The 23,126-nt window shown below is 70.5% G+C and carries 22 protein-coding genes and 1 tRNA gene; 17 read left to right on the top strand and 6 right to left on the bottom strand.

Going from position 1 to position 23,126, the window contains the following annotated elements:
- Positions 1 to 20: 20 nt before the first annotated feature.
- From ACFRU2_RS34085 to ACFRU2_RS34075, 3 genes are read left to right on the top strand one after another with little or no spacing between them, the layout of a single operon-like run.
- The gene (locus ACFRU2_RS34085; RefSeq protein WP_382979738.1) at positions 21 to 926 is read left to right on the top strand and encodes a VOC family protein; all 906 of its coding nucleotides are present in this window, start codon (positions 21 to 23) and stop codon (positions 924 to 926) included.
- A complete protein-coding gene (locus tag ACFRU2_RS34080) occupies positions 914 to 1,465 on the top strand; it encodes a flavin reductase family protein (RefSeq protein ID WP_382979736.1) in 552 nt (183 codons plus the stop codon). The genes ACFRU2_RS34085 and ACFRU2_RS34080 overlap by 13 nt, the downstream gene beginning before the upstream one ends.
- Complete coding sequence (locus ACFRU2_RS34075) at positions 1,462 to 3,165, top strand: FAD-dependent oxidoreductase (protein ID WP_382979734.1); 1,704 nt, start codon at positions 1,462 to 1,464, stop codon at positions 3,163 to 3,165. Before ACFRU2_RS34080 ends, ACFRU2_RS34075 begins: the two co-directional genes overlap by 4 nt.
- Here ACFRU2_RS34075 and ACFRU2_RS34070 read toward each other — a convergent pair.
- Both ACFRU2_RS34070 and ACFRU2_RS34065 read right to left on the bottom strand, forming a co-directional pair.
- The gene (locus ACFRU2_RS34070; RefSeq protein WP_382979731.1) at positions 3,162 to 3,809 is read right to left on the bottom strand and encodes an HAD family acid phosphatase; all 648 of its coding nucleotides are present in this window, start codon (positions 3,807 to 3,809) and stop codon (positions 3,162 to 3,164) included. The two genes, ACFRU2_RS34075 and ACFRU2_RS34070, sit on opposite strands and share 4 nt — an antisense overlap.
- 138 nt (positions 3,810 to 3,947) lie before the next feature.
- Entirely contained in the window at positions 3,948 to 4,841 is an 894-nt protein-coding gene (locus tag ACFRU2_RS34065; RefSeq protein ID WP_382979729.1) for a hypothetical protein, read from the bottom strand.
- A 143-nt stretch (positions 4,842 to 4,984) separates the two neighbouring features.
- Between ACFRU2_RS34065 and ACFRU2_RS34060 the strand changes: the two genes are divergently transcribed.
- The 9 genes from ACFRU2_RS34060 to ACFRU2_RS34020 all read left to right on the top strand — a co-directional run bounded on the left by ACFRU2_RS34060 (position 4,985) and on the right by ACFRU2_RS34020 (position 15,212).
- Positions 4,985 to 5,767, top strand: a complete 783-nt coding sequence (locus ACFRU2_RS34060; RefSeq protein ID WP_382979727.1) for a serine protease — start codon at positions 4,985 to 4,987, stop codon at positions 5,765 to 5,767.
- 271 nt (positions 5,768 to 6,038) lie between these two features.
- On the top strand, positions 6,039 to 6,698 hold the full coding sequence (locus ACFRU2_RS34055; protein ID WP_250744971.1) for a response regulator transcription factor: 660 nt from the start codon (positions 6,039 to 6,041) through the stop codon (positions 6,696 to 6,698).
- 409 nt (positions 6,699 to 7,107) lie between these two features.
- Positions 7,108 to 8,295: a sensor histidine kinase gene (locus ACFRU2_RS34050; RefSeq protein ID WP_382979725.1), complete on the top strand. Its 1,188-nt coding sequence runs from the start codon at positions 7,108 to 7,110 to the stop codon at positions 8,293 to 8,295.
- Positions 8,296 to 8,369: 74 nt separating this feature from the next.
- Positions 8,370 to 8,954, top strand: a complete 585-nt coding sequence (locus tag ACFRU2_RS34045; RefSeq protein WP_382979723.1) for a DUF2975 domain-containing protein — start codon at positions 8,370 to 8,372, stop codon at positions 8,952 to 8,954.
- A complete protein-coding gene (locus tag ACFRU2_RS34040; RefSeq protein WP_382979721.1) occupies positions 8,954 to 9,190 on the top strand; it encodes a helix-turn-helix domain-containing protein in 237 nt (78 codons plus the stop codon). Before ACFRU2_RS34045 ends, ACFRU2_RS34040 begins: the two co-directional genes overlap by 1 nt.
- Positions 9,191 to 9,276: 86 nt before the next feature.
- The gene (locus tag ACFRU2_RS34035) at positions 9,277 to 9,603 is read left to right on the top strand and encodes a chorismate mutase (protein ID WP_382979719.1); all 327 of its coding nucleotides are present in this window, start codon (positions 9,277 to 9,279) and stop codon (positions 9,601 to 9,603) included.
- Between the two features lie 43 nt (positions 9,604 to 9,646).
- Positions 9,647 to 12,178: an aminopeptidase N gene (pepN, locus tag ACFRU2_RS34030; RefSeq protein WP_382979717.1), complete on the top strand. Its 2,532-nt coding sequence runs from the start codon at positions 9,647 to 9,649 to the stop codon at positions 12,176 to 12,178.
- Between the two features lie 227 nt (positions 12,179 to 12,405).
- The gene (locus ACFRU2_RS34025) at positions 12,406 to 13,806 is read left to right on the top strand and encodes a pyridoxal phosphate-dependent decarboxylase family protein (RefSeq protein ID WP_382979715.1); all 1,401 of its coding nucleotides are present in this window, start codon (positions 12,406 to 12,408) and stop codon (positions 13,804 to 13,806) included.
- Complete coding sequence (locus tag ACFRU2_RS34020; RefSeq protein WP_382979714.1) at positions 13,803 to 15,212, top strand: lysine N(6)-hydroxylase/L-ornithine N(5)-oxygenase family protein; 1,410 nt, start codon at positions 13,803 to 13,805, stop codon at positions 15,210 to 15,212. The genes ACFRU2_RS34025 and ACFRU2_RS34020 overlap by 4 nt, the downstream gene beginning before the upstream one ends.
- Positions 15,213 to 15,254: 42 nt before the next feature.
- Here the strand turns inward: ACFRU2_RS34020 and ACFRU2_RS34015 are convergent, their stop codons facing one another.
- A complete protein-coding gene (locus tag ACFRU2_RS34015) occupies positions 15,255 to 17,066 on the bottom strand; it encodes a bifunctional metallophosphatase/5'-nucleotidase (RefSeq protein ID WP_382979787.1) in 1,812 nt (603 codons plus the stop codon).
- A gap of 140 nt (positions 17,067 to 17,206) precedes the next feature.
- On the opposite strand from ACFRU2_RS34015, the gene ACFRU2_RS34010 reads away from it, so the two are divergent.
- Positions 17,207 to 17,908: an SIMPL domain-containing protein gene (locus ACFRU2_RS34010; protein WP_351375630.1), complete on the top strand. Its 702-nt coding sequence runs from the start codon at positions 17,207 to 17,209 to the stop codon at positions 17,906 to 17,908.
- Between the two features lie 159 nt (positions 17,909 to 18,067).
- A complete protein-coding gene (gene pyk / locus ACFRU2_RS34005; protein ID WP_274552438.1) occupies positions 18,068 to 19,495 on the top strand; it encodes a pyruvate kinase in 1,428 nt (475 codons plus the stop codon).
- A gap of 16 nt (positions 19,496 to 19,511) precedes the next feature.
- On the opposite strand, the gene ACFRU2_RS34000 is transcribed toward pyk, so the two are convergent.
- The gene (locus tag ACFRU2_RS34000) at positions 19,512 to 20,084 is read right to left on the bottom strand and encodes an RBBP9/YdeN family alpha/beta hydrolase (RefSeq protein ID WP_382979711.1); all 573 of its coding nucleotides are present in this window, start codon (positions 20,082 to 20,084) and stop codon (positions 19,512 to 19,514) included.
- A gap of 86 nt (positions 20,085 to 20,170) precedes the next feature.
- On the opposite strand from ACFRU2_RS34000, the gene ACFRU2_RS33995 reads away from it, so the two are divergent.
- Positions 20,171 to 20,788 carry a TetR/AcrR family transcriptional regulator gene (locus tag ACFRU2_RS33995; RefSeq protein WP_382979708.1) on the top strand — a complete coding sequence of 206 codons (618 nt, stop codon included), beginning with the start codon at positions 20,171 to 20,173 and terminating at the stop codon, positions 20,786 to 20,788.
- Positions 20,789 to 20,847: 59 nt separating this feature from the next.
- On the top strand, positions 20,848 to 21,306 hold the full coding sequence (locus tag ACFRU2_RS33990) for a MarR family transcriptional regulator (protein WP_382979707.1): 459 nt from the start codon (positions 20,848 to 20,850) through the stop codon (positions 21,304 to 21,306).
- On the opposite strand, the gene ACFRU2_RS33985 is transcribed toward ACFRU2_RS33990, so the two are convergent.
- The gene (locus tag ACFRU2_RS33985) at positions 21,303 to 22,025 is read right to left on the bottom strand and encodes a helix-turn-helix domain-containing protein (RefSeq protein WP_382979704.1); all 723 of its coding nucleotides are present in this window, start codon (positions 22,023 to 22,025) and stop codon (positions 21,303 to 21,305) included. The two genes, ACFRU2_RS33990 and ACFRU2_RS33985, sit on opposite strands and share 4 nt — an antisense overlap.
- A 152-nt stretch (positions 22,026 to 22,177) precedes the next feature.
- Positions 22,178 to 22,250, bottom strand: a tRNA-Leu gene (locus tag ACFRU2_RS33980).
- 99 nt (positions 22,251 to 22,349) lie between these two features.
- On the opposite strand from ACFRU2_RS33980, the gene ACFRU2_RS33975 reads away from it, so the two are divergent.
- On the top strand, positions 22,350 to 23,009 hold the full coding sequence (locus ACFRU2_RS33975) for an ANTAR domain-containing response regulator (RefSeq protein WP_250744985.1): 660 nt from the start codon (positions 22,350 to 22,352) through the stop codon (positions 23,007 to 23,009).
- The last annotated feature ends 117 nt before the right edge of the window (positions 23,010 to 23,126 follow it).

Genomic DNA, 23,126 nt, shown 5'->3' with positions numbered 1-23,126 from the left:
ACCCACCGAGGAGTTCCCCCATGGACATCCGCGCACTCGGCTACCTCCGCATCGAGACCGCCGACCTCGCCGCCTGGCGCACCTACGTCCTCGACATCCTCGGCATGGCCGAAGCCGCAGGCACCACGGACGCCCTGCTCAACGTCCGCATCGACGACCGCGCGCACCGGTTCCAGTTCGTCGCCGGCGCCCAGGACCGGCTGCTCGCCGCCGGCTTCGAAGTCGCGAACGCCCGCGCCCTCGAAGACGCCGCCGCGGAGCTGGAGAGCGCCGGCCACCCCGTCAAGCAGGGCGACGCCGAGACCCTCGCCGACCGCCGCGTCCAGGGCCTCATCCACTGCGAGGACCCCAGCGGCAACCCCCTGGAGATCTACTGGGGCCAGGCCCAGGACCACACGCCGCTCGCAGCCCGGTACGGCAACCGGTTCGTCACCGGCGGCCGCGAAGGCGGCCTCGGCCTCGGCCACGTCGTCCTGCCCGCCGCCGACACCGAGGCCACCCTCGACTTCTACGAGAACCTCCTCGGCTTCCAACTGCGCGACTCGATGCGGCTGCCCCCGGTCGCCGTGCCCACCGGCCGGCCAGGCCGGGACTTCTACTGGATGCACTTCCTCAGCCCCAACCGCCGCCACCACAGCCTCGGGCTCTACCCCGGCGCGCTGCCGCCCGGCATCGTGCACTTCATGGTCGAGCTGGAGACCCTCGACGACGTCGGCTACTGCCTCGACCGCATGAACGCGGCGGGCATCCCCATCGCCTCCACCCTCGGCCGGCACTCTAACGACCACATGGTCTCCTTCTACGCCCAGGCCCCCGGCGGCTTCCAGGTCGAGTACGGCTGGGACGGCCTGCTCGTCGACCCCGCCACCTGGACCGCGAAGGAGATCACCGCGGACAGCTTCTGGGGCCACCAGTGGAACGGCTGACCGGCCCCGCCGCCGCGGGCGAAGCGGCCGACCCGGTGGCCGTGGTCGGCCCGGCGGCCCCGGTGGATCCCGCCGTCTTCCGCGAGGTCCTCGGCGCCTTCGCCTCCGGCATCACCGTCGTCGCGGCCGTCGCCGACGACGGCAGCCCGGCCGGGCTGGCCTGCCAGTCCTTCGCCTCCCTCTCCCTCGACCCGCCGCTGGTCCTGCTCTGCGTGGGCAAGGGCTCCTCCAGCTGGCCCAAGGTCCGGGCCGCCGGCCGCTTCGGCGTCAGCATCCTCGCCGAGGAGCAGCGCTCCGTGTGCGAGGCCCTCGGCCGCCGCGGCGAGGACAAGTTCGCCGACGTGGACTGGGAACTCTCCCCCCACGGAGCCGTCCGCGTCAGCGGCGCCCTCGCCACCGTCGACTGCGCCCTCGAAGAGGTCCACGAGGCGGGCGACCACTACCTCGTCACCGCCCGGGTCCTCGAACTGAGCGCCCGCGACGGCGGATCACCCCTCCTCTACTACCGCAGCGACTACGCCACGGGAGCCTTCGGATGACCGCCGAGCACGCCACCGAGCACCTCACCGAGTACGCCTACGACGTGGTGGTCGTCGGCTCCGGCGCCGCCGGGTTCGCCGCAGCCGTCACCGCCCGACTGCGGGGCCTGAGCGTCCTCGTCCTGGAGAAGACCGACAGCTACGGGGGTTCCACCGCCCTGTCCGGCGGCGCGATCTGGGTCCCCGGCAATGTCCACCTCGACCGCGCCGGTCTCGCCGACACCCGGGAGAAGGCCCGCGCCTACCTCGACGCCACCGTCGGCGACCGCGTCCCGGCCGCGCGCAAGGACGCGTACCTCACCCACGGGCCGCGCATGGTCAAGGAGTTCCACGACCGCACCGAGATCCGCTTCATGTACACCCCCGGCTACTCGGACTACTTCCCCGAGGCCCAGGGCGGCATGGCGCAGGGCCGCTCCATCGAACCGTGCATCGTCGACTTCAAACGGCTCGGCGACCTCGGCGCCTCCATGCGCCGGGCCGGACTGCCCACGTACGGGCTGACCATGACCTCGTACGACTTCCGCTTCCTGAACATGGTCAGCCGGACCTGGGCGGGAAAGAAGACCTCCCTCAAGGTCGGCCTGCGCGCGGTCAAGGCGCTGGCCACCGGCCGCAAGCTGCTCTCCCTCGGCGAGGCGCTCATCGCCCGCATGCGGCTCTCCCTGGAGGCGCTCGGCGGCGAACTGTGGCTGTCGGCGCCCCTGACCGGCCTGGTCACGGACCCGGCCGGCCGGGTGACGGGCGTACGGGTCCTGCGCGCCGGGCGCGAAGTGACCGTAGCGGCGCGGGGCGGGGTGGTGCTGGCCTCGGGCGGGTTCTCGCACGACCAGGCGCTGCGCGAGAAGCACCTGCCCGCGCCCACGTCCACGGCCTGGACGCATGCCGCGGAGGGCCAGACCGGCGACGCCCTGAGGCTCGGCGAGGAACTGGGGGCCGCCACCGATCTGCTGGACAAGGTCTGGGGCGCGCCGTCGGTGTGCCCGCCGGGGGAGAAGCCCTTCTTCCTCGTCGCCGACCGGGGCATCCCCGGCATGGTCATCGTCAACGAGGCGGGGGAGCGCTACGCCAACGAGGCCCTGCCGTACCACGCGTTCGTGGACCGGATGTACGCAGCGGACCGGCCCGACGCCAGGACCGTGCCGTCCTGGCTGATCCTGGACGCCCGCTCCAAGGCCCGGTACATCTTCGCCGGCCTCTTCCCCGGGCAGCCCTTCCCCAAGAAGTGGCTGGAGAGCGGCTTCCTGAAGAAGGCCGACACCGTGGAGGAGCTGGCCCGGCAGATCTCCGCCCCCGGCCTGCCCGCCGCGATCGCCCGCTTCAACTCCTTCGCCGAGGTGGGCACCGACAAGGACCACGGGCGGGGCGAGAGCGTCTACGACCGCTACTACGGCGACCCGACGCTGCCCAACCCGAACCTGGCGCCGATCGAGAAGGGCCCCTTCTACGCGGTCCCCGTGCACCCGGGGGACATCGGCACCAAGGGCGGCCTCGTCACGGACGGCGACGGCCGGGTCCTGCGCGAGGACTCCACCCCGATCCCGGGCCTCTACGCCTCCGGCAACTGCTCGGCGGCGGTGATGGGGGAGACCTACCCCGGACCGGGCGCGACGATCGGCCCCGCCATGGCCTTCGGCTGGGCCGCCGTCAACGCGATCGCCGCCGGGCTGGACCAGGGCGCCCCGCCCGCCTTCGGCTAGGAGAGCTTGCCGCCGTAGTCCGGCAGCTTGACGGTGCGCTCGGCGTGGCCGCCGACCAGGTCGCTCTGGTTGTTGCCGATGTTGGCGATGATCGTGTAGCCGCGCGCCTCGATCTCCGCCCGCTTGGCCGTCTTGTAGGCGCTGACCTCGCCGAACAGAGCGGGCAGATCGCGCACGTAGAGGCCCGAGACGGGGTAGCCGACCGCCTTGAGGTTGCGCTCGGTGAGGGAGTACACGATCCCCGGGCGGGCGGTGACGAAGAAGATCGCGACCCCGCGGTCGTTCGCGTACCGGGTCAGCTCGCGGACCTGGGCGATCGCGGGGGTCGGGAAGGTCCAGAACCAGTGGAAGTCCGTCTCCAGCGACGAGTTGTCGATGTCGAGGACGATCGCCGGCTTCTCACCGGCCGGCGAGGCGGCGATGCGCTGCTCGATCCCGGGGCGGGCCGCGTCGATGACGGCGGAGACGTCGCGCTGCCAGGTGGCGTAGTCGATGCCCAGGATCGCCGCGTTGCCGCCGGGTGCGGAGGCGGTGACGGCGGTGACCGGCTTGGCGGGGGCCGCCTGGGAGGCGGTGGCGGGAACCAGGGCCAGTACGGCTGCGGCTACGGCTACTGCGGCGGCAGTGGTACGGGTGCTGCGCATGGGGGACGCTCCTCGATCACATGTTGGCATGTACGTGACCAGGCTGGAGATCGTCGGCCCTCATGTCTACTGGCTGGTAAGTAACTTTTCATGGCTGGGCGGTGAACCTCCGTCACATGTGATGCGTGACGCGGCGCGCTAGGTGTCGCAGTCCAGCACCGTTCGGCACAGCCCGCAGCGGGCCCGGACCGGCCCGCGGTGGGTCGGCAGTCGCAGTCGCTGCCCGCACACCGGGCACGGGAAGCTCACCCGCAGCCCGCCCGCGTGCGCCTCGAAGCCGTACGCCGCCCCGGGCGCGGGGGCCCCGGTCCGGCGGGCCGCCGCGTACCGCAGCCGTTCCGTCCGGCCCGCGGCCGCCAGGGGGGCCCGGCGCAGGTCCCGGTCGGCTCGGGCGCGGCCGCGCACGTACGCCTCGTAGGCCTGCGGGCTGGTGAACCACGTGGAGAGGTCCTCGCCGCCGAGGAACCGGCCGCGCTTGGCGAGGACGTAGCCGAACTCCTCCGGGGTGAGGTAGCCGAGCTTCTGATGGGTGAGCTCGTCCTCCCGGTAGGCGTCGAGCAGCAGCCAGCCGGCGCCGAGGTAGGCGGCGGCGGTGTCGGTGAGGATCTCGTTCCCGGGGGTGGTGGGGAAGCGCAGGTCCAGCCGGTGCAGCAGTACGTGCGTGACCTCGTGGGCGAGGGCGGCCGCCAGATCGCGGCGGTGGACGCGGAAACGGTCGTTGACCTCGACGAAGTACTCGGGCCCGGCGGCCAGTTCCACGGTCGCGGCGTCCTCCATCGCGCGGAAGCCCACGATCAGTCGCGCGTCGGGCAGGTGCAGGGCGCGGACCATCGCGGAAGCCACCCGGTGGGCGCCCGGGTACAGGTCCTCGGAGGCGGGGAAGGCCGCGTCGGCGGGGGCGAAGGGGGTGTCGTAGGCGCGGATCCCGTCGGCGGACAGTCGCCGGAACAGCGCGGTGACGGCCGCGCGGACCGTCTCCAGATGAGGAAATCCGTGCTCGATCGGGCTGTTCCGCCGCCCGTTGTGCGTCATGGGGTCCCTCCGGCCGGAAGTTGTCCGAAAACGCGTTCTTGATGGCCTCCGCGAGCAGGGTGTGTCATGTCCCCGTCACCCAGGCGGTCCATCCCAGCCGCCCCGGAGTGACGCGCACGGCCCAACCCCCCACGAAAGGCAGTGTGTCGACTGTGTCCAGCCTCGTCACCACCCTCAAGCGCGTCCTCGCCGTCGGAGCGGTGGCCCTCGCGGCCGTCAGCCTCCAGCCCGGCACCGCAACCGCCGGCACGGCGCCCGTGGTCGGCGGAACCCGCGCCGCCCAAGGAGAGTTCCCCTTCATGGTCCGGCTCTCCATGGGCTGCGGCGGCGCCCTCTACACCCAGCAGATCGTGCTCACCGCCGCCCACTGCGTGAGCGGCTCCGGCAACAACACCTCCATCACCGCCACCGCGGGAGTGGTCGACCTCAAGAGCTCCAGCGCCATCAAGGTCAAGTCCACCAAGGTGCTCCAGGCCCCCGGCTACAACGGCACGGGCAAGGACTGGGCACTGATCAAGCTCGCGCAGCCCATCAACCTGCCCACCCTCAAGATCGCCGACACCAAGGCCTACGACAACGGCACCTTCACCGTCGCCGGCTGGGGTGCCGCCCGGGAAGGCGGAGCCCAGCAGCGCTACCTGCTGAAGGCCACCGTCCCCTTCGTCTCCGACGCCTCCTGCCAGGACTCCTACGGCAGCTCGCTCGTGCCCGCGGAGGAGATCTGTGCCGGGTTCGACGCGGGCGGCGTCGACACCTGCCAGGGCGACTCGGGCGGTCCCATGTTCCGCCGGGACAATGCGAACGCCTGGATCCAGGTCGGCATAGTCAGCTGGGGCGAGGGCTGCGCCCGTCCCGACTACCCCGGCGTCTACACGGAGGTCTCCACCTTCGCGGCGGCCATCAAGAGCGCGGCCGCCACGCTCTGACCGCCCGGGGGCGCTCTGGCTTCCCTCCCCCTCCCGGCCGATCCGAACATGGCCGGAAGAACGAGGCGCAATGCCCCACATGTCCGTAACGTCGACGGAAGTCCCGTGAGGCCGGAACGACGCCGTTCCGGCCTTGCGGCATGCTCCCGGCGGTCTGCTGTGCGGTTGCGGGCCGAGGCGCCCGCAGGTCCCATGGAGAGATCCCACCCGGTGGGAATGCCGGGGAAACAGGGACGGTACAGGCAACGGGCGACAGTGGGGCAGGCGGCGCATGGCGATCAGAGTGATCATCGCGGACGACCAGGAGATGGTCAGGACCGGCTTCCGGATGATCCTCGAAAGCCAGCCGGACATCGAAGTGGTCGCCGACGTCGAAGACGGCGAAGCGGCCCTCGCGGCCGTCGCCGCACACCGCCCCGACGTCCTCCTCCTCGACATCCGCATGCCCAAGCTCGACGGGCTCGAAGTCACCCGCCGGCTCTCCGGCCGCGACACCCCCCGCATCGTCATCGTCACCACCTTCGACCTTGACGAGTACGTCCACGCGGCGCTCCAGGGCGGAGCGTCGGGCTTCCTCCTCAAAGACGCGAGCCCGGCCATGCTGGTTGAAGCGGTACGGGCGGCAGCGGTCGGAGACTCCCTCGTCTCACCCGCCATCACCGTACGGTTGCTCCGCGAAATGGCCCACCGCACCCCGGCCGCCGCCGCGGCCGCCCGCCGCCCGGCGGAGCCCCTCACGGACCGGGAACGCGAGGTCGTACGCTGCCTCGCGCGCGGCCTGACCAACGCCGAGATCGCCGGGGAGCTCTTCGTCTCCCTCTCCACGGTCAAGACCCACCTGGCCAACGTCCAGGCCAAACTGGACGCCCGCAACCGCGTGGAAATCGCCGCCTGGGCCTGGGAAAGCGGCCTGGCAGGCACCCCGGCGTGACCCACCCCCACCCCCTGACCGCCCTCTACCGCCACACGGACGGCCCGGGGCCAAATCAGCCCCGCGGCTGTTCGGGCGGCACGGGACGGAATCACCTCGGCGGCCGTTCGAACACCGGGGCATGCTCCCGCCGCCGTTCGGGCACCGCCGGGCAGCGCCAGCCTCGCCGACTCTCGCGCGCCCTGGGCCAAAGCCAGACCCGCCGCTGTCCGGGCACCGCTGGGCAATCTCAGCCTCGCCGGCGTTTGAGGCGCGGGGTCTGGGGCGGCGCCCCAGGAAGCCGGCGCACGCCGTTCCCGACGACACCGGCCACCACGGGTCCGGGCAGCGCCCGGGCGAACCGCGGTCTCGGCATGCGCCGAAGCCCCCACACCCCCGGCGGAGCCGACAAGACGCTCCGGGACTCGGTGTGAGCCCCCTGGGGCCATGGGCCCGCCGCCACCCCTACGCCGCGGACTGGATCCGCATCATCCTCTCGCTCACCCTCCTCTCCCTCGTCACCTTCGAGGGCGTCGTCCTCGCCCGCCAGCCCAGCACCCCGCACGCCGCCGTCTGGGTGTCCGGCATCCTCGTCTGCCTCAGCGCCGTGCCCTGGCCACGCATCCCGCTGCTCGCCCGTGCCTGGTTCGCCTCCGCCGTCACCTGGGCCGTCACCCTCTCCCTCCTCTTCAGCAACCTCCCCCTCGTCGTCTGGGGCGGCGGCGAGGCCGTCGCCCTGCTCGTGCTCCTCACCCAGGTGCTGCTCCGCGCCCCCGCCCGCACCGCCGCCGTCCTCGGCCCCCTCCTCGCCCTCGGCTCCATGGCGGCGCCCGTCCGCGACGCGGACCCGGGCCGCTTCACGCTGCTCTTCTCCGTGCTCGCCGTCGTCGTCACCGCGTACTCCCTGCTCCTGCGCCTGCAGTCCGTCCAGCGGGTCCGCGAGCTGCGCGCCGTACGCAGCGCCGAGCGCCTGGAACTGGCCCGCGAGCTCCACGACCTCGTCGCCCACCACGTGACGGGGATCGTCGTCGAGGCGCGCGCCGCCCGCTACACCAAGGTCTCCGCGGAACGCGCCGGCGAGATCTTCGGCCGCATCGAGACGGCCGGGGACGAGGCGCTCGGCTCCATGCGCCGCCTGGTCAAGATCCTCCGCGAGGGCGCCGAGGACGCCGACCCGGAGAAGGGCAAGGGCGCGGCCAAGCCCGGCTCCGCCGGCACGGCCCCCGTCGCCGGCCTCCGGGAGATCCGCGGGCTGGCGGAACGGTTCGCCGCCACCGGCCCGCCCGTCGTCCTCTACGTGGAGGAGGGCCTGGAGGCCCGGCTCCCCGCCGACGTGGCCGCCACCGCCCACCGCATCGTCCTCGAAGCCCTCACCAACATCGGCAAGCACGCCGCCACCGCCACCGCCGTCCGGGTCGGCCTGCGCACCGTCCCCGCCGGCCTGGAAGTCCGGATCGCCGACGACGGCGGCCGCCCCGCGAAACTCTCCGAGAACGCCCGCGGCGGCGGCTACGGCCTCGTCGGCATGGCCGAACGGGCCGAAGCCCTCGGCGGCTCCCTCACCGCAGGCCCCGCCCCCGAAGGCGGCTGGCTCGTCACGGCGCTCCTGCCCCTCTGACCGGCACCCACTTGTCGATTATCGATATGGTCCGCTAGTCTCCGGCATATCGAAAATCGATAGGGGGGAACGCGATGAACACGCGATTCACGAAGATCCTGGCCACGTTGACCTTTGGCCTGGCGATCCTTTGGGGGCTCACCTTCATCGGTACGGCCGTCACGCACCTGGCCGACGACGGGGCGGTCTGCGTGAAGACCGACTTCTGGGCCAACGCCACACTGGACGGCGGCCTCCCGGTCGGCCAGGGCGTGGAAGCGTCCAGCAGCACCGCACGGCTCTGCCAGAACGACCCCTCCACGGCACAGCGCGCCGCCGACCTCGGCAGCCAGCTGCCCTGGATGCTGTTCGCCTCCGTGACCCTCCTGCTCTTCTCCCGATTGCTCGACGCCGTCGTGTCCGAAGGCCCGTTCACCGACAAGGTGGCCCGACGGCTCACCGTCCTCGGCTGGTCCGTCACACTGGGCACACCCCTGGCAGGCCTCGTCGTGGGCTGGTCGCAGTCCTGGCTCGCCGCCAGCATGGTGCCCATGCTCGACTCCGGCCCGACGGTCTCCGATCCGCAGGTACTCATCCTCGCCGGCCTCGCCGCCGTCATCATGGGGAAGATCATGCGCGAGGGCGTGCGCATGCGAGAGGACCTCGAAGGGACCATCTGATGCCCGAAGAGGAACTCCACGCGATCCGAATCCACCTCGACCGGATCCTGGCCGAGCGCGGCATGACGCTCACCGAACTGGCCGCACAGGTCGGCATCACCGTCGTCAACCTGTCCGTGCTCAAGAACGGACGGGCCAAGGCCATCCGCTTCTCCACCCTGTCCAGGATCTGCGACGTCCTCCGGTGCCAGCCGGGAGACCTCATCACCCACGACCCCACCGAGCCGCCGGCCTAGGCCGTCCTTTCCGGATCTTGCCCGGTCCGTCTCAGTGGCCGACCGGCCGAAGAGCCGCCGCCGCGCGCCACGTATTCTCGGTGACCATGAACACCAGGGACATCGACGACAACGTCACCGCCGAGCTGGCCCGGCTCAGGGACAGCATCGACAACATCGACGCCGCCGTGGTGCACATGCTCGCCGAGCGGTTCAAGTGCACCCAGCAGGTCGGCCACCTCAAGGCCCGCCACCAGCTGCCCCCGGCCGACCCGGGCCGCGAGGCCAGCCAGATCGCCCGGCTGCGCCAGCTCGCCGAGAACGCCAAGCTCGACCCCGCCTTCGCCGAGAAGCTCCTCAACTTCATCATCGCCGAGGTCATCCGCCACCACGAGACGATCGCCGCAGGCGAGGGCGAGAGCGAAGGCGAGTAAGAGGAGCTGGGGCCCGGCGCCGCCATCCGGCAGCATGGGCCCCATGTCCGCACTGACGCGCAACGAAGCGCAGCTCCGAGCCCGACTCCTCGACGTCCGGCACTACGAAGTCGACCTCGACCTCACCACCGGCGACGAGACCTTCGAGTCCCGCACCGTCATCCGGTTCACCGCCCGCACCGCCGGCGACACCTTCGTCGAGCTGAAACCGGACGAACTGCGCTCCGCCGCCCTCGACGGACACCCCCTGGACCCGGCCGCCCTCACCGACGGCCGCCTCCCCCTCACCGGCCTCACCGAAGGCCCCCACGAACTCCGCATCGCCGCCCGCATGCGCTACTCCCGCACCGGCGAAGGCCTGCACCGCTTCACCGACCCCGCGGACGGCGAGACGTACGTCTACACCCAGATGTTCCTCGACGACGTCCAGCGCGTCTTCCCGGCCTTCGACCAGCCCGACCTCAAGGCCGTGTTCGAGTTCACCGTCACCGCCCCCGCGCACTGGACCGTACTCGCCAACGGCATCACCACCCGCATCGGCGAACGCCTCGGCGACGGCGGCGACGGCTCGGGCGACGGCTCCGTCACCGAGGCCGGGATCTGGGCCTCCGCCCCCACCCCCGTCATCTCCACCTACCTCGCCGCCGTCGCCGCAGGCCCCTGGCACAGCATCCGCACCGAACACGCCGGGCTCCCCTTCGGCATCCACTGCCGCCGCTCCCTCGCCCCCCACCTCGACGCCGACGCGCAGGAGATCCTCGACCTCACCACCGCCTGCTACGACCGCTACCACGAGAAGTTCACCGAGCCCTACCCCTTCGACTCCTACGACCAGGCCTTCGTCCCCGAGTTCAACGCCGGCGCCATGGAGAACCCGGGGCTCGTCACCTTCCGCGACGACTACGTCTTCCGCTCCGCCGTCACCGACGCCGAACGCCAGCGCCGCGCCGTCACCATCGCGCACGAAATGGCCCACATGTGGTTCGGCGACCTCGTCACCCTCAGCTGGTGGGACGACATCTGGCTGAACGAGTCCTTCGCCGAGTTCATGGGCTACCAGACCCTCATCGAAGCCACCCGCTTCACCGAGACCTGGACCGGATTCGGCATGGAACGCAAACCCTGGGGCTACGACGCCGACCAGCGCCCCTCCACCCACGCCGTCGCCCCGGACGCCGCAGCCGTCCCCGACACCGCCTCCGCCCTCCTCAACTTCGACGGCATCTCCTACGCCAAGGGCGCCTCCGCCCTGCGCCAACTCGTCGCCTGGCTCGGCGAAAAGGACTTCCTGGCCGGCATCAACACCCACTTCGCCCGCCACAAGTTCGCCAACGCCTCCCTCGCCGACTTCGTCGACTCCCTCGCCGCCCACACCGACCGCGACGTCCACACCTGGGCCGAGACCTGGCTGCGCACCACCGGCGTCGACACCCTCACCCCCCGCCTCCAGGAAAGCCACGGAGGCTGGACCCTCACCGTCGACCGCACCGGCAGCCGCCCCCACCACATCGCCGCCGGCCTCTACGACCGCGCCCCCGACGGAGCCATCGAACCGCGCGAGGTCCTCGCCCTCGACGTCCCCTCCGACGAAGTCCTCTCCGTGAGCGGCCCGCGCCCCGCCCTCCTCGTCCTCAACGACGGAGACCTCACCTACGCCAAGGTCCGCCTCGACGAGACCTCACTGGAAACCGCCCTCCGCGGCATCTCCCGCATCCCCGACCCGCTCACCCGCGCCGTCGTCTGGAACTCCCTGCGCGACATGGTCCGCGACGGCGAACTGGCCGCCGCCGACTACCTGGCCACCGCCGAAGCCCACGTACCGGAGGAAACCGACCTCGCGATCGTCCAAGGCGTCCTCGGCTTCACCCGCGCCCAGATCGCCGACCGCTACCTCACCGCCGACCGCCGCGGCGACGCCCTCACCACCCTCACCACCATCGCCCGCGACCTGCTGCGACGCACCGAGGACGGCACCGACCCCGGCCTGCGGCTCCTCGCCGTCCGCACCCTCGCCGACAGCGCCACCCAGCCCGACACCATCGCCGGCTGGCTCGCCGAAGGCACCGTCCCCGGCGGCCCCGAACTCGACCCCGAACTGCGCTGGCGGATCCTCGCCCGCCTCTGCGTCCTCGGTGCGGCCGGCGAAGCCGAGATCGACGAAGCCCTCGCCGCCGACCCCAGCGCCACCGGCCGGGAAGGCGCCGCCCGCTGCCGCGCCGCCCTCCCCACAGCCGAGGCCAAGGCCGCCGCCTGGGAGCGCCTCTTCCACGACGACTCCCTGTCCAACTACCTCTTCACCGCCACCGCCCAAGGCTTCTGGCAGCCCGAACAGGCCGACCTGGTACGGGAGTACGTACCGCAGGCCTACGCCAAAGCCGTCACCCTCGCCGCCCGCCGCGGCCCCGCCATCGCCGAAGCCGCGGGCCGCTGGGCCCTCCCCGGCCACGAGATCACCGAAGCCAACCTCGAGGTCGGCTACGCAGCCCTGACCACCCCCGACATCACCCCGCTCCTCCACCGCAAACTCGCAGACCACCTCGACGACCTCACCCGAGCCCTACGAGCCCGCCGCTAACCCACCCCGGCGGCCCCCCACCCCACCAGGGGCGGGGGGCCGCCGTGCGCGTTTCCGGAACGGACCGGCGCAGCCACACGGGGCCGCCACCGCCGACGGCTTGAAATCCACCATGCATAAACCCGGGCGGTTACCCCATTCGGGTCGGATCGTTGTACCCCCGGGTGCCCCACCCCAGCCGAGCGGCACCACCCGCCGCTCCGATCCGTTCCCGTGAGGACAACCGCATGACAGCGCCCCCCGGCACAGGCAGACGCGGCACCGCCCCGCTCGCCGGCGGACCCCACGGCCCCGACGCCCTGCAACCACTCCTCGCCACCGTCCTCGACGCCCTGCGCACCGGAGCCCGCGCCCGCGGCGGACCGCTCCCCGCCGGCGGACCCCACGCCGTCACCGCCCGCGTCACCGCCGCACTCGGCGAGGTGTTCCCCGACCACGGACACGGCGACCACGAAGCACTACGCACCCTCGTCCACACCCTCACCGCCGGCGCGGCCGACCCAGCCGACCCCCTGTGCGCAGCCCACCTGCACTGCCCGCCCCTCGCCGTCGCGGCCGCCGCCGACCTCGCCGCCAGCGCCCTCAACGCCTCCCTCGACTCCTGGGACCAGGCCCCCGCCGCCTCCGCCCTCGAAACCCTCCTCACCCGCACGCTCGCCGCGGAGTTCCACGACACCCCCCACCCCGACGCCGTCCTCACCACCGGCGGCACCGAAGCCAACCACCTCGCCCTCCTCCTCGCCCGCGAACGCCACGGCCCCCACCTCACCGTCCTGCACGGCGCCAACGCCCACCACTCCATCCCGCGCGCCGCCTGGCTCCTCGGCCTGCCACCCGCCCGCAGCCTCCCCACCCCCACCGGCGCCCTCACCCCCGCCACCCTCGCCGAGGCCCTCGCCACCACCACCGGCCCCGTCCTCGTCACCGCCACCGCCGGCACCACCGACGCCGGCCTCATCGACCCCCTCGACGCCCTCGCCGACCTCTGCGACCACCACGGCGCCGACCTCCACATCGACGCCGCCTACGGCGGCCTCCTCCACCTCAGCCCCCGCCACCGCCCCAAACTCGCCGGCCTGCACCGCGCCCGGTCGATCACCCTCGACCTGCACAAACTCGGCTGGCAACCCATCGCCGCCGGACTCCTCACGGTCCCCGACACCACCCTGCTCGCCCCCCTCGCCCACCAGGCCGACTACCTCAACGCCCCCGACGACACCCGAGCCGGCCTGCCCGACCTCCTCGGCCGCTCCCTGCGCACCACCCGCCGCGCAGACGCCCTCAAGATCGCCGCCACCCTGCGCTCCCTCGGCCGAGACGGCCTCACCCACCTCATCGACCGCACCTGCGCACGCGCCGACCAGCTCGCCCGACTCCTCGAAGCACACCCCGCCTTCGAACTCCACGCGGCGCCCACCATCAGCACCGTCCTGTTCCGGCCCACCCACGCCGACGACACCGCACTCGCCAACCTCCGCCGCACCCTCCTCCAGAGCGGCACCGCCGTACTGGGCCGGGCCACCGCCGACGGCCGCCTCTGGCTCAAGGCCACCCTGCTCAACCCCCACACCACGGCGGGGGACCTGGACGCCCTCGTGAACCTCCTGGAAGGCAGCACCCACCGATGACCGCCCAGCTCGATGCACCCCACGACCTCGTCGGAATCGGCATCGGCCCCTTCAATCTCTCCCTCGCCGCACTCGCCCACGGCCTGCCCCAGCAAGGCGCCGCAGAACTCGCCACCGCCTTCTACGACCAGCGCCGCGACTTCCGCTGGCACCCCGGACTCCTCATCGACGGAGCCACCCTCCAAGTCCCCTTCCTCGCCGACCTCGTCACCCTCGCCGACCCCTCCAGCCCCTGGTCGTTCCTCAGCTACCTCAAGCACAAGGAACGCCTCTTCCCCTTCTACTTCGCCGAGAACTTCCACATCCAGCGCGCCGAGTACGACGCCTACTGCCGCTGGGTCGCCGGCCGCCTGCCCGGACTCCACTTCGGCCACCAGGTCGACGCCGTCCGCTGGAACCCCGAACGCGACCTCTTCGAAGTCGACTTCACCCAACTCGACACCGACGGAGAAGCCGAAGCCCTCGGCCGCACCTACACCCGCAACCTCGCCCTCGGCATCGGCACCGCCCCCTACGTCCCCGAACCGCTGCGCCCCCTCGCCGAAGCCCCCACCGTCCCGGTGATCCACTCCTCCGAGTACCTCGACAACCGGCAGCGCATCCTCGGCGCCGACCACGTCACCGTCATCGGATCGGGCCAGTCCGGAGCCGAGGTCTTCCTCGACCTGCTCCGCTCCCGCCCCGCCGGCCGCGAACGCCTCACCTGGCTCGCCCGCACCCCCTCCTTCGCCCCCATGGAGTACTCCAAGCTCGGCCTGGAACACTTCACCCCCGACTACACCCGCTACTTCCACTCCCTCCCCGAACCGGTCCGCGACCGCCTCGTCCCCGCCCAGTGGCAACTCCACAAGGGCATCGACGCCGCCACCATCGCCGCCATCCACGAGGAGCTCTACCGCCGCACCCTCGACGGAGGCTGGCCCGACGCCGTCCTCACCCCCGGAGTCAGCGTCCGCACCGCGGGCCGCGTCGCCACCACCAAGGTCGAACTCCACCTCGAACACGTGGAGCAGGGCACCCGCTCCCGCCTCACCACCGACGCCGTCGTCCTCGCCACCGGCTACCGCGAACGCCCCCTCGCCCGCCTCCTCGCCGGACTCGACCCCTACCTGCGCAAGGACTCCTCCGGCCGCCCCCGCATCGACGACCGCTACCGGATGATCACCGACCCGGCCGTCACCGGCAGCGTCTTCGTCCAGAACGGCGAACGCCACACCCACGGCGTCGGAGCCCCCGACCTCGGCCTCGCCGCCTGGCGCAGCGCCGCCATCCTGAACACCCTGACGGGCAAGGAGCCCTACCCCCAGCCCACCCGCACGGCCTTCACCACCTTCGGCCTCGAACAGCGGGAGCACACCCGGCCCCAACCCGCCGGCGAACTGCTCCCACTGATCGAGCACCCGTAAGGAGAAACGTTCAGAAGACCGCCGTCTTTAAAGACCGACGCCTTAGAAGACCGGTGTCCCGGCTCGGGTCAGCCGCCAGTCCACGGACGCGAACTGCGCCGGGTCCACCGTCCCCTTCGCCTTCACCCACTGGATGATCGTGTTGCGTATTTCATCCGAGTTCGCCCACAGCTGCTTGGACTGCGGCACGTGCGGGAAATTGCCACCGCCCGAAGCCCGGTAGTTGTTCACCGCCAGCACGAACTGCGCCGCCGGATCCACCGGCTTCCCCTGGAACGACAGCCCCGAGATCCGCGAACCCACCGGCTCGGACACATCGATGTCGTACGTCAACCCGTACACGGCGTCGTAGTTGTAGTCCGGCGTACCCTCCGCGTTCGTCAGCTTCGCCGGATCCACCACATCACCGGGAGCCGTCCGCACGTAGTACTTCGCCGAATACTCCAGATAGTCCTTGACCTGCGCGCCCGTCAGCAGCCGCGCCTCCAGCGTGTTCTCGAACGGATACAGACCCGCCGCATCCCTGATCGTCACCTGCCCGGCCGGAATCGCCGCCGTCCGCGAGAAGCACGAAGCCTGCGACAGCACCGGCAGCGCACCCCACTCCGTACCCGCCAGCGCACCCTTCACCGTCTCCGCCTGCACGTGGTTGATCAGATCGATGATCGCCACGTCCTTGACCGGCCCGTCCACCGAGGACATCGCCTGCGTCGACGTACCGATCACCTGGTTCACATACGCCACGACCTTGCGGTGCTCGTCCGACAGCAGCCCCACGATCTCCGGGTCCTCCACCGCCGTATTCGAATTCAGCACCCGGGCCGACACCTTCGACACCGACCAGCAGCCCTTCGCCCACGTCAGCTCGAAGTCGAACAGCGTGAGGCGCTGCCCCCACTTCAGGGGCTCGGACAGCACCACGTCCTTGCCCGTCGCCTTGTTCTTCACCCGGTACTCCGGGATCTCCGTGTGCGCGTGCCCCACCAGGATCGCGTCGATCCCCGGCACCTGCTCCGCCACCAGACCCGCCGCGTTCTCGATGTACGGCAACTGGTCCCCGTAGCTCGACGTACCGCTCGAACCCGAATGCGCCGACACGATCACCACATCCGCACCCAGCGACCGCAGCCGCGGCACGTACTTCGCCGCCTGCTCCTCAAGACCCGGGAACGTCATCTTCCCCTGCACGTTCGCCTTGTCCCAGATCGCGATCCCCGGATTCGTCAGACCCAGCACGGCCACCTTCACATCACGCCCGTGCGGAGTACGCAGCCGGTGCATGCTGTACGGCGGGAACGCCGGCCGCAGCGTCCTCGCATCCAGCGCGTTCGCCCCCAGCAACGGGAAGTCGCACTGCTCCTCGAACTTCCGCAGCACCGGAATGCCGTAATTGAACTCGTGGTTCCCCAGCGCAGCCGCGTCATAACCGATCGCGTTCATCGCCTGCGCCATCGGATGCACCGGACCGCGCCGCGCGGTGATCGGATCCACCTTCGCGTAGTAGTACGACAGCTGCGTCCCCTGAATGGTGTCACCGGCATCGATCAGCAGCGTGTTGCACCGGCCCTTCTCCGCCCGCACCTGGTTCACCAGCGTGGAGATCTTCGCCAGACCGACGTCGTTGTGCGCCTTGTCGTCGAACTCCTTGTCCGTGAAGTAGTCCCAGTTGAAGACGTTCCCGTGCAGGTCGGTCGTCCCCATCACCGTGAACGCGTACGTCTTCGCCCCCGCGGCCGAAGCGCCGCCGGCCACCGCCTCGGCCGCGGCGGCCGGGGTGCTCGTGGCCCCCGCCAACGCCACAGCCGCACCCGTCGCAGCCGAGGTGCCCAGAAATGTCCTACGGTCCAAAGCCATGCCATCTCCCCTTGTGAGGTGCGTGTGCACAGATAGGCAACGCGCGTAGATTCTGACCCAGCAGTAACAAGCCGCAACACCCCCACCAGGTTTCGATCCGATGACCACCCCCGTACGAGCAGCAGTGCGAGAGTGAATCCATGACCCAGGACGCATCGCACCAGCCCTACGGAACCCCCGAAGTCCCCCGCGTCGCAGTCCGCGGCGAAGCCACCCTCGAAGTCGACCCCGAGATCGCCCGCATCGGCATCACCGTCAGCGCCCGCGGCACCGATCGGCGCACCGCCCTCGAAGACCTCACCCGCCGCAACAACGCCGTCCTCGACCTCGTCAAAAGCTACGGCGACCCCGTCGAAAAACTCGAAACCGGCGCCTTCTCCATCACCCCCGAACTCACCCGCCACGGCCGCGGCGAACGCATCCGCGCCTACCACGGACGCGTCCACCTCACCGCCGAACTCAACGACTTCACCACCCTCGGCGAACTCACCACCCGCCTCGCAGACCTCGAACTCACCCAGGTCGACGGACCCTGGTGGGCCCTGCGCCCCACCTCACCCGCCCACGGCGAAGCCCGCCGCCAAGCCGTACTCGAAGCCGTCCAGCGCGCCCGCGAATACGCCGCAGCCCTCGGAGCCGACCTCGCCGCCCTCGTCGAACTCGCCGACCTCGGAGCCGAGAACGCCCCCGCCCCCTTCCACGCAGCCGGCGCCGGCATGCGCACCATGGCCTTCAGCACCGCCGAAGACGCAGGCGCCCCCGCCCTCGACCTCGAACCCCAGCGCCAGACCGTCTACGCGCAGGTGAACGCACGCTTCACGATGACCCCTCCCCAGCTCTGACCCCTCAGCTCTGAAGATCCGAAAATCGGCGCCCCGGGGGTGCTCATCAGAGCACCCCCATGCACATTCAACAATTGTCAACAACCTTTTGCTCAAAGGTTGTTGAGTGGACACCCGGAACCAATTTCCTACTCCCTGGTAGGGGCATACGCTCGCCTCATGCGCCGAGCGAAAATCGTATGTACCCTGGGCCCCGCCACCGACTCATACGACCAGATCAAAGCCCTGGTCGAAGCCGGAATGGACATCGCCCGCTTCAACCTCAGCCACGGCACCTACGCCGAACACGAGGACCGCTACCAGCGCGTCCGCAAGGCTGCCGACGAAACCGGCCGCAGCGTCGGCATCCTCGCGGACCTTCAAGGCCCGAAGATCCGCCTCGGCCGCTTCCGCGAAGGCCCCGTACTCCTTGAACGCGGCGACGAATTCACCATCACCGTCGAAGACCACGAAGGCGACCGCCACACCTGCGGGACCACCTACAAGGGCCTCGCCGCCGACGTCACCACCGGCGAACGCATCCTCGTGGACGACGGCCGCGTCACCCTCGAAGTCACCGCCGTCGACGGCCCCCGCGTCCACACCCGCGTCATCGAAGGCGGCATGGTCTCCGACAACAAGGGACTCAACCTCCCCGGCGTCGCAGTCTCCGTACCCGCCCTCTCCGAAAAAGACATCGAAGACCTCCGCTGGGCCCTGCGCATCGGCGCCGACATCATCGCCCTCTCCTTCGTCCGCAGCGGCAGCGACATCGAAGACGTCCACCGCATCATGGACGAAGAAGGCCGACGCCTCCCCGTCATCGCCAAGGTCGAAAAGCCCCAGGCAGTCGAAAACATCGACGACATCGTCGCCGCCTTCGACGGCATCATGGTCGCCCGCGGAGACCTCGGCGTCGAAATGCCCCTGGAACAGGTCCCCATCGTCCAGAAGCGAGCCGTCAAGCTCGCCAAGCGCAACGCCAAGCCCGTCATCGTCGCCACCCAAATGCTCGACTCGATGATCGACAACTCCCGGCCCACCCGCGCCGAAGCCTCCGACGTCGCCAACGCCGTCATCGACGGCACCGACGCCGTCATGCTCTCGGGTGAAACCAGCGTCGGTAAGTACGCCATCGAAACCGTCCGCACCATGTCCCGCATCGTCGAAGCCGCCGAAGAAGACATCCTCGCCAAGGGCCTCCCCCCGCTCACCGACCGGAACAAGCCCCGCACCCAAGGCGGCGCAGTCGCCCGCGCCGCCGCCGAAATGGGCGACTTCCTCGGCGCGAAGTTCCTCGTCGCCTTCACCCAGAGCGGAGACACCGTCCGCAGGCTCTCCCGCTACCGCTCACCCATCCCCCTCCTCGCCTTCACCCCCGACCCCGCCACCCGCTCCCAGCTCAACCTCACCTGGGGCGTCGAAACCTTCCTCGGCCCCCACGTCGACTCCACCGACGCCATGGTCGCCCAGGTCGAAGAAGAGCTCCTGCGCATCGGCCGCTGCGTCCCCGGCGACGTCGTCGTCATCACCGCCGGTTCACCCCCCGGCGTCAGCGGATCCACCAACCTCGTCCGCATCCACCACATCGGCGACGCGGTCCGCTGACACCGCCCACAGGCGACTACAGCACCTCACGTATAAGACGCACCGCGTCGGGCAACACCAAACGGCTCTCACCCGTACTCGGGAAGTGCCCGCCCGACGCGGTCACCCGCGCCTCCGCGCCCAGCTCCCGCACGAACCGCAACACGTGCTCACCCGTCGCCTCCCCGGTCACCGGGTCATCCGCCGCGTGCAGCACACGAAACTCCCGCGCAGCCCTGCGGATCCGCTGCCAGTCGAACTCCGGCGAGAAGAACGGCGCCGACGCGTCATACCCCACCTCGCCGGACATCGACGCCACGAACACCACCCCCGCGAACGCCCCCTCGGCCTCCGTGTCGTGCTCCTGCAGCAGCCGCAGCACATTCACCCCACCCAGACTGTGACCCACCAGCACGGTCTCGCCGGCAGGCGCCCCCTCCGTCGCCGCCTCCAGCTCCTTCAGCCACACACCGGCCTCCGGAGCGAACGGCTCGGGGAAGTTCGGAATCCGCACCTCGTGCCCCTCGGCCGCGAACTCCTCGCCCGTCGCCGCATACCAGTGGTCCCCGGCGCTCATCCCGTACCCGTGCGCGATCACGATCCTGCTCATGACTGTGCCCCTCGTATCCCTCGGTCGATCCTTCAATCAAAACGCTACGCCGCGTTTTGATAAAAAGCTAGGGCTATCGTGAAGGCGTGTCAATCACTCCTTCGAGCAACTCTGCGAGCAACCCGCCCCGCACCGGCGGCCGCCTCCGCAACGAAGACGCCCACCACTCCGTCCTCGAAGCCACCGCCGCACTCCTCGTCGAGAACGGCTACGGCGCCCTCACCATCGAAGGCGTCGCCAAGCGCGCCAACGTCGCCAAAAGCACCGTCTACCGCTGGTGGAAGTCCAAGCCCGCCCTCGTCATGGACGCCTACGCCCACGAAACCGCCGCCCGCGTCCCCGAACCCGACACCGGCACCCTCGCCGGCGACCTCACCGCCTTCGTCGCCGACCTCTACCGCATCGGCGGCGACCCCGTCCGCGCGAAGGCCCTGACCGGGCTCATGGCCGAAGCCCAGCTCGACCCCGCCTTCGCCGAACCCTTCCGCGCCTGGGTCGCCACCCGCCGCGAGGTCGTCGCCACTTTGCTGACGAAGGCCGTCACCCGTGAGGAACTCCCCGCCGGCACGGACCTCGACCACGCCACCGACCTGGTCTTCGGCCCCTTCTGGTACCGCCTCCTCGTGGCCCACGCCCCCCTCGACCCCGCCGACGCCGAAGCCCACGTGACGACGGTCCTGCACGGCCTGACGGGCCGCGACTGAGCGATCCGGGGCCAAGTCGCCTTGACCTCAAGTCGAGTTGAGGTCGTACGCTCGCGAGCATGACGATCAAGGAGTACTCCCAGGACCAGCTCGCGGCCCAGCCCATCGGCTACTGGGCCCGCGAGGCCGGCAAGCTCGTGATAGGCGGCATCCGGGCCGCACTCGCCGAGGAGAACCTCACCCAGCCCCACTGGTGGACCCTCAACCACGTGGCCGGCTCCCCGTCCCACTGGAAGCGCGCGGCCCTCACCGAGAAGCTCACCCCGTACGACGACCAGGACACCGACTTCGACGCGGTCTACGACGACCTCGCGGCGCGGGGCTGGCTCGCGGAGACGGGCGGCACGCTGACGCTCACCGAAGCGGGCGAGGCCGGCCGGGTCCGCGCGCACGACCGCAACGCGAAGGTGCATGCGCGGATGCGGGAGGGTGTGGACGATGCGGCGTATGCGGCGACGATCGACGGCCTGCGCCGCATGGTCGCCAACCTGGGCGGCAGCGGCGACCTGCCGGGCTAGTGCTTCGGCCCGATGTGGGCGTCCATGAGCGCGACGGACGCCTTCCTCGCGATGGACACGTTGAAGGGGTCGCTGCCGCGGGCCAGGATCGTCCACTGGACGCCGACCTTGGCGAGGGTGTCCGTGCAGAGCTTCCGGATGTCGTCGGACTTGTTCGTGAAGAAGTACCGCGGGTACTCGTAGCGCTTGCCGTTGCGGACGGTCCAGTTGGTGACCCGGCACCCGTCGGAGTGGATCAGCCCCCGGACGAACTCCCACGGGTGGGCGTCGACGATGGCCTGCTGCCAGTCTTCGAGGGTGATGCGGCGGTCATGCTTCTTGCCGGGGCCGTGCTGCGGGAACAGGCAGGTCCAGTGCTGCGTGTAGGACTTGACCTCTACGCAGCCCTGGCGCTGCACGCGTCCCACCTTGGGCAGGGGCATGACGCGGCGCATCGCCTCCTCGGCTGCATCGATGAGACCGGGCCAGGAGTTGTCGCAGAAGACGGACAGGTGGTGTTGCTTGTGCTTGGAGATGATGTGGCCGTCGCCGAGGTAGAGCCCCAAGAGGTAGGCGTACGCGGGCTGGTCGACGTCGCGGCCCGTGCATCTGGGGCAGTCCGTCGGGCGGACGTACGCCTCACCGCGGTGTCTTCGGTCCTCGGATCGCCACCAGCCGATGGTGCCGCGCGGTATGCCCAGGTGTTCGGCGACCACTCGGTTGGTCACGCCCCGGCGCATGAGTAGGACTGCTTCTTCGCGTATCGAAGGATTGTGCTCCACAGTTGCGAGCTTCGTCGCTGTTCGTCCAGTTGGTCGCAATTCGAAGCTGCGTTCACTGTGACGAGTGAAGATCCTAAAATCGCTTGGCGACCTTGGAAATGAAGGAGAAGTGCCCCGAGTCGGATTCGAACCGACGCTGAATGGGTTTTGAATCCATGGCCTCTGCCGCTGGGCTACCGGGGCCCCTTCGAAACAAAGGATACCTAATACCCTCCGTGTCACAAACATACAGGAGCTAGGTAGGCTCGGGGGAGCTGAATCGCCTTGCACCAAGGAGCCCCCGTGACCGCCGAGCACGAGTCGACGCCCACGCCCGACGCCGACCAGTCGCACGTTCCGCCGCTGACGACGCGCGTCGTCATCGCCGAGGACGAGGCGCTCATCCGTCTCGACCTCAAGGAAATGCTCGAAGAGGAGGGCTACGCCGTCGTCGGTGAGGCCGGAGACGGGCAGACCGCCGTCGAGCTGGCCCGGGAGCACCGCCCCGACCTGGTCATTCTTGATGTGAAGATGCCCGTCCTCGACGGGATCTCCGCCGCCGAGAAGATCGCGGAGGAGTCCATCGCCCCCGTGCTGATGCTCACCGCGTTCTCGCAGCGCGATCTCGTGGAGCGGGCTCGGGACGCCGGGGCCATGGCCTATCTCGTGAAGCCCTTCAGCAAGAGCGACGTCGTCCCCGCCATCGAGATGGCCGTGTCGCGCTTCGCCGAGCTGCGCGCGCTGGAGAAGGAGGTCGCCGACCTTTCCCTCCGCCTGGAGACGCGCAAGCTCGTGGACCGCGCCAAGAGCATCCTGCAGACGCAGTACGGGCTCTCCGAGCCGGCCGCCTTCCGGTGGATCCAGAAGACCTCCATGGACCGCCGGATGTCCATGCAGCAGGTCGCCGAGGCCGTCATCGAGGACGCCGAGGAGAAGAAGGCCGCCGCGGGCAAGGGCGAGTAGCAGCCCTAGTACGCAAAGAGTGAGGCGCGGGGGGGGGGGAAGGGGGGGGGGGGGGGGGGGGTGTGGGGGGGGGGGGGGGGGGGGATTTTTTTCTAAGTGGTGTCTTTTGGGGTTTTT

Source organism: Streptomyces sp. NPDC056883, from assembly GCF_042788835.1.
Classification (GTDB): Bacteria; Actinomycetota; Actinomycetes; order Streptomycetales; family Streptomycetaceae; genus Streptomyces; species Streptomyces stoeckheimensis.
Note: the sequence above shows the minus strand (reverse complement) of the source record. Positions and strands in the feature narration are given on the sequence as shown.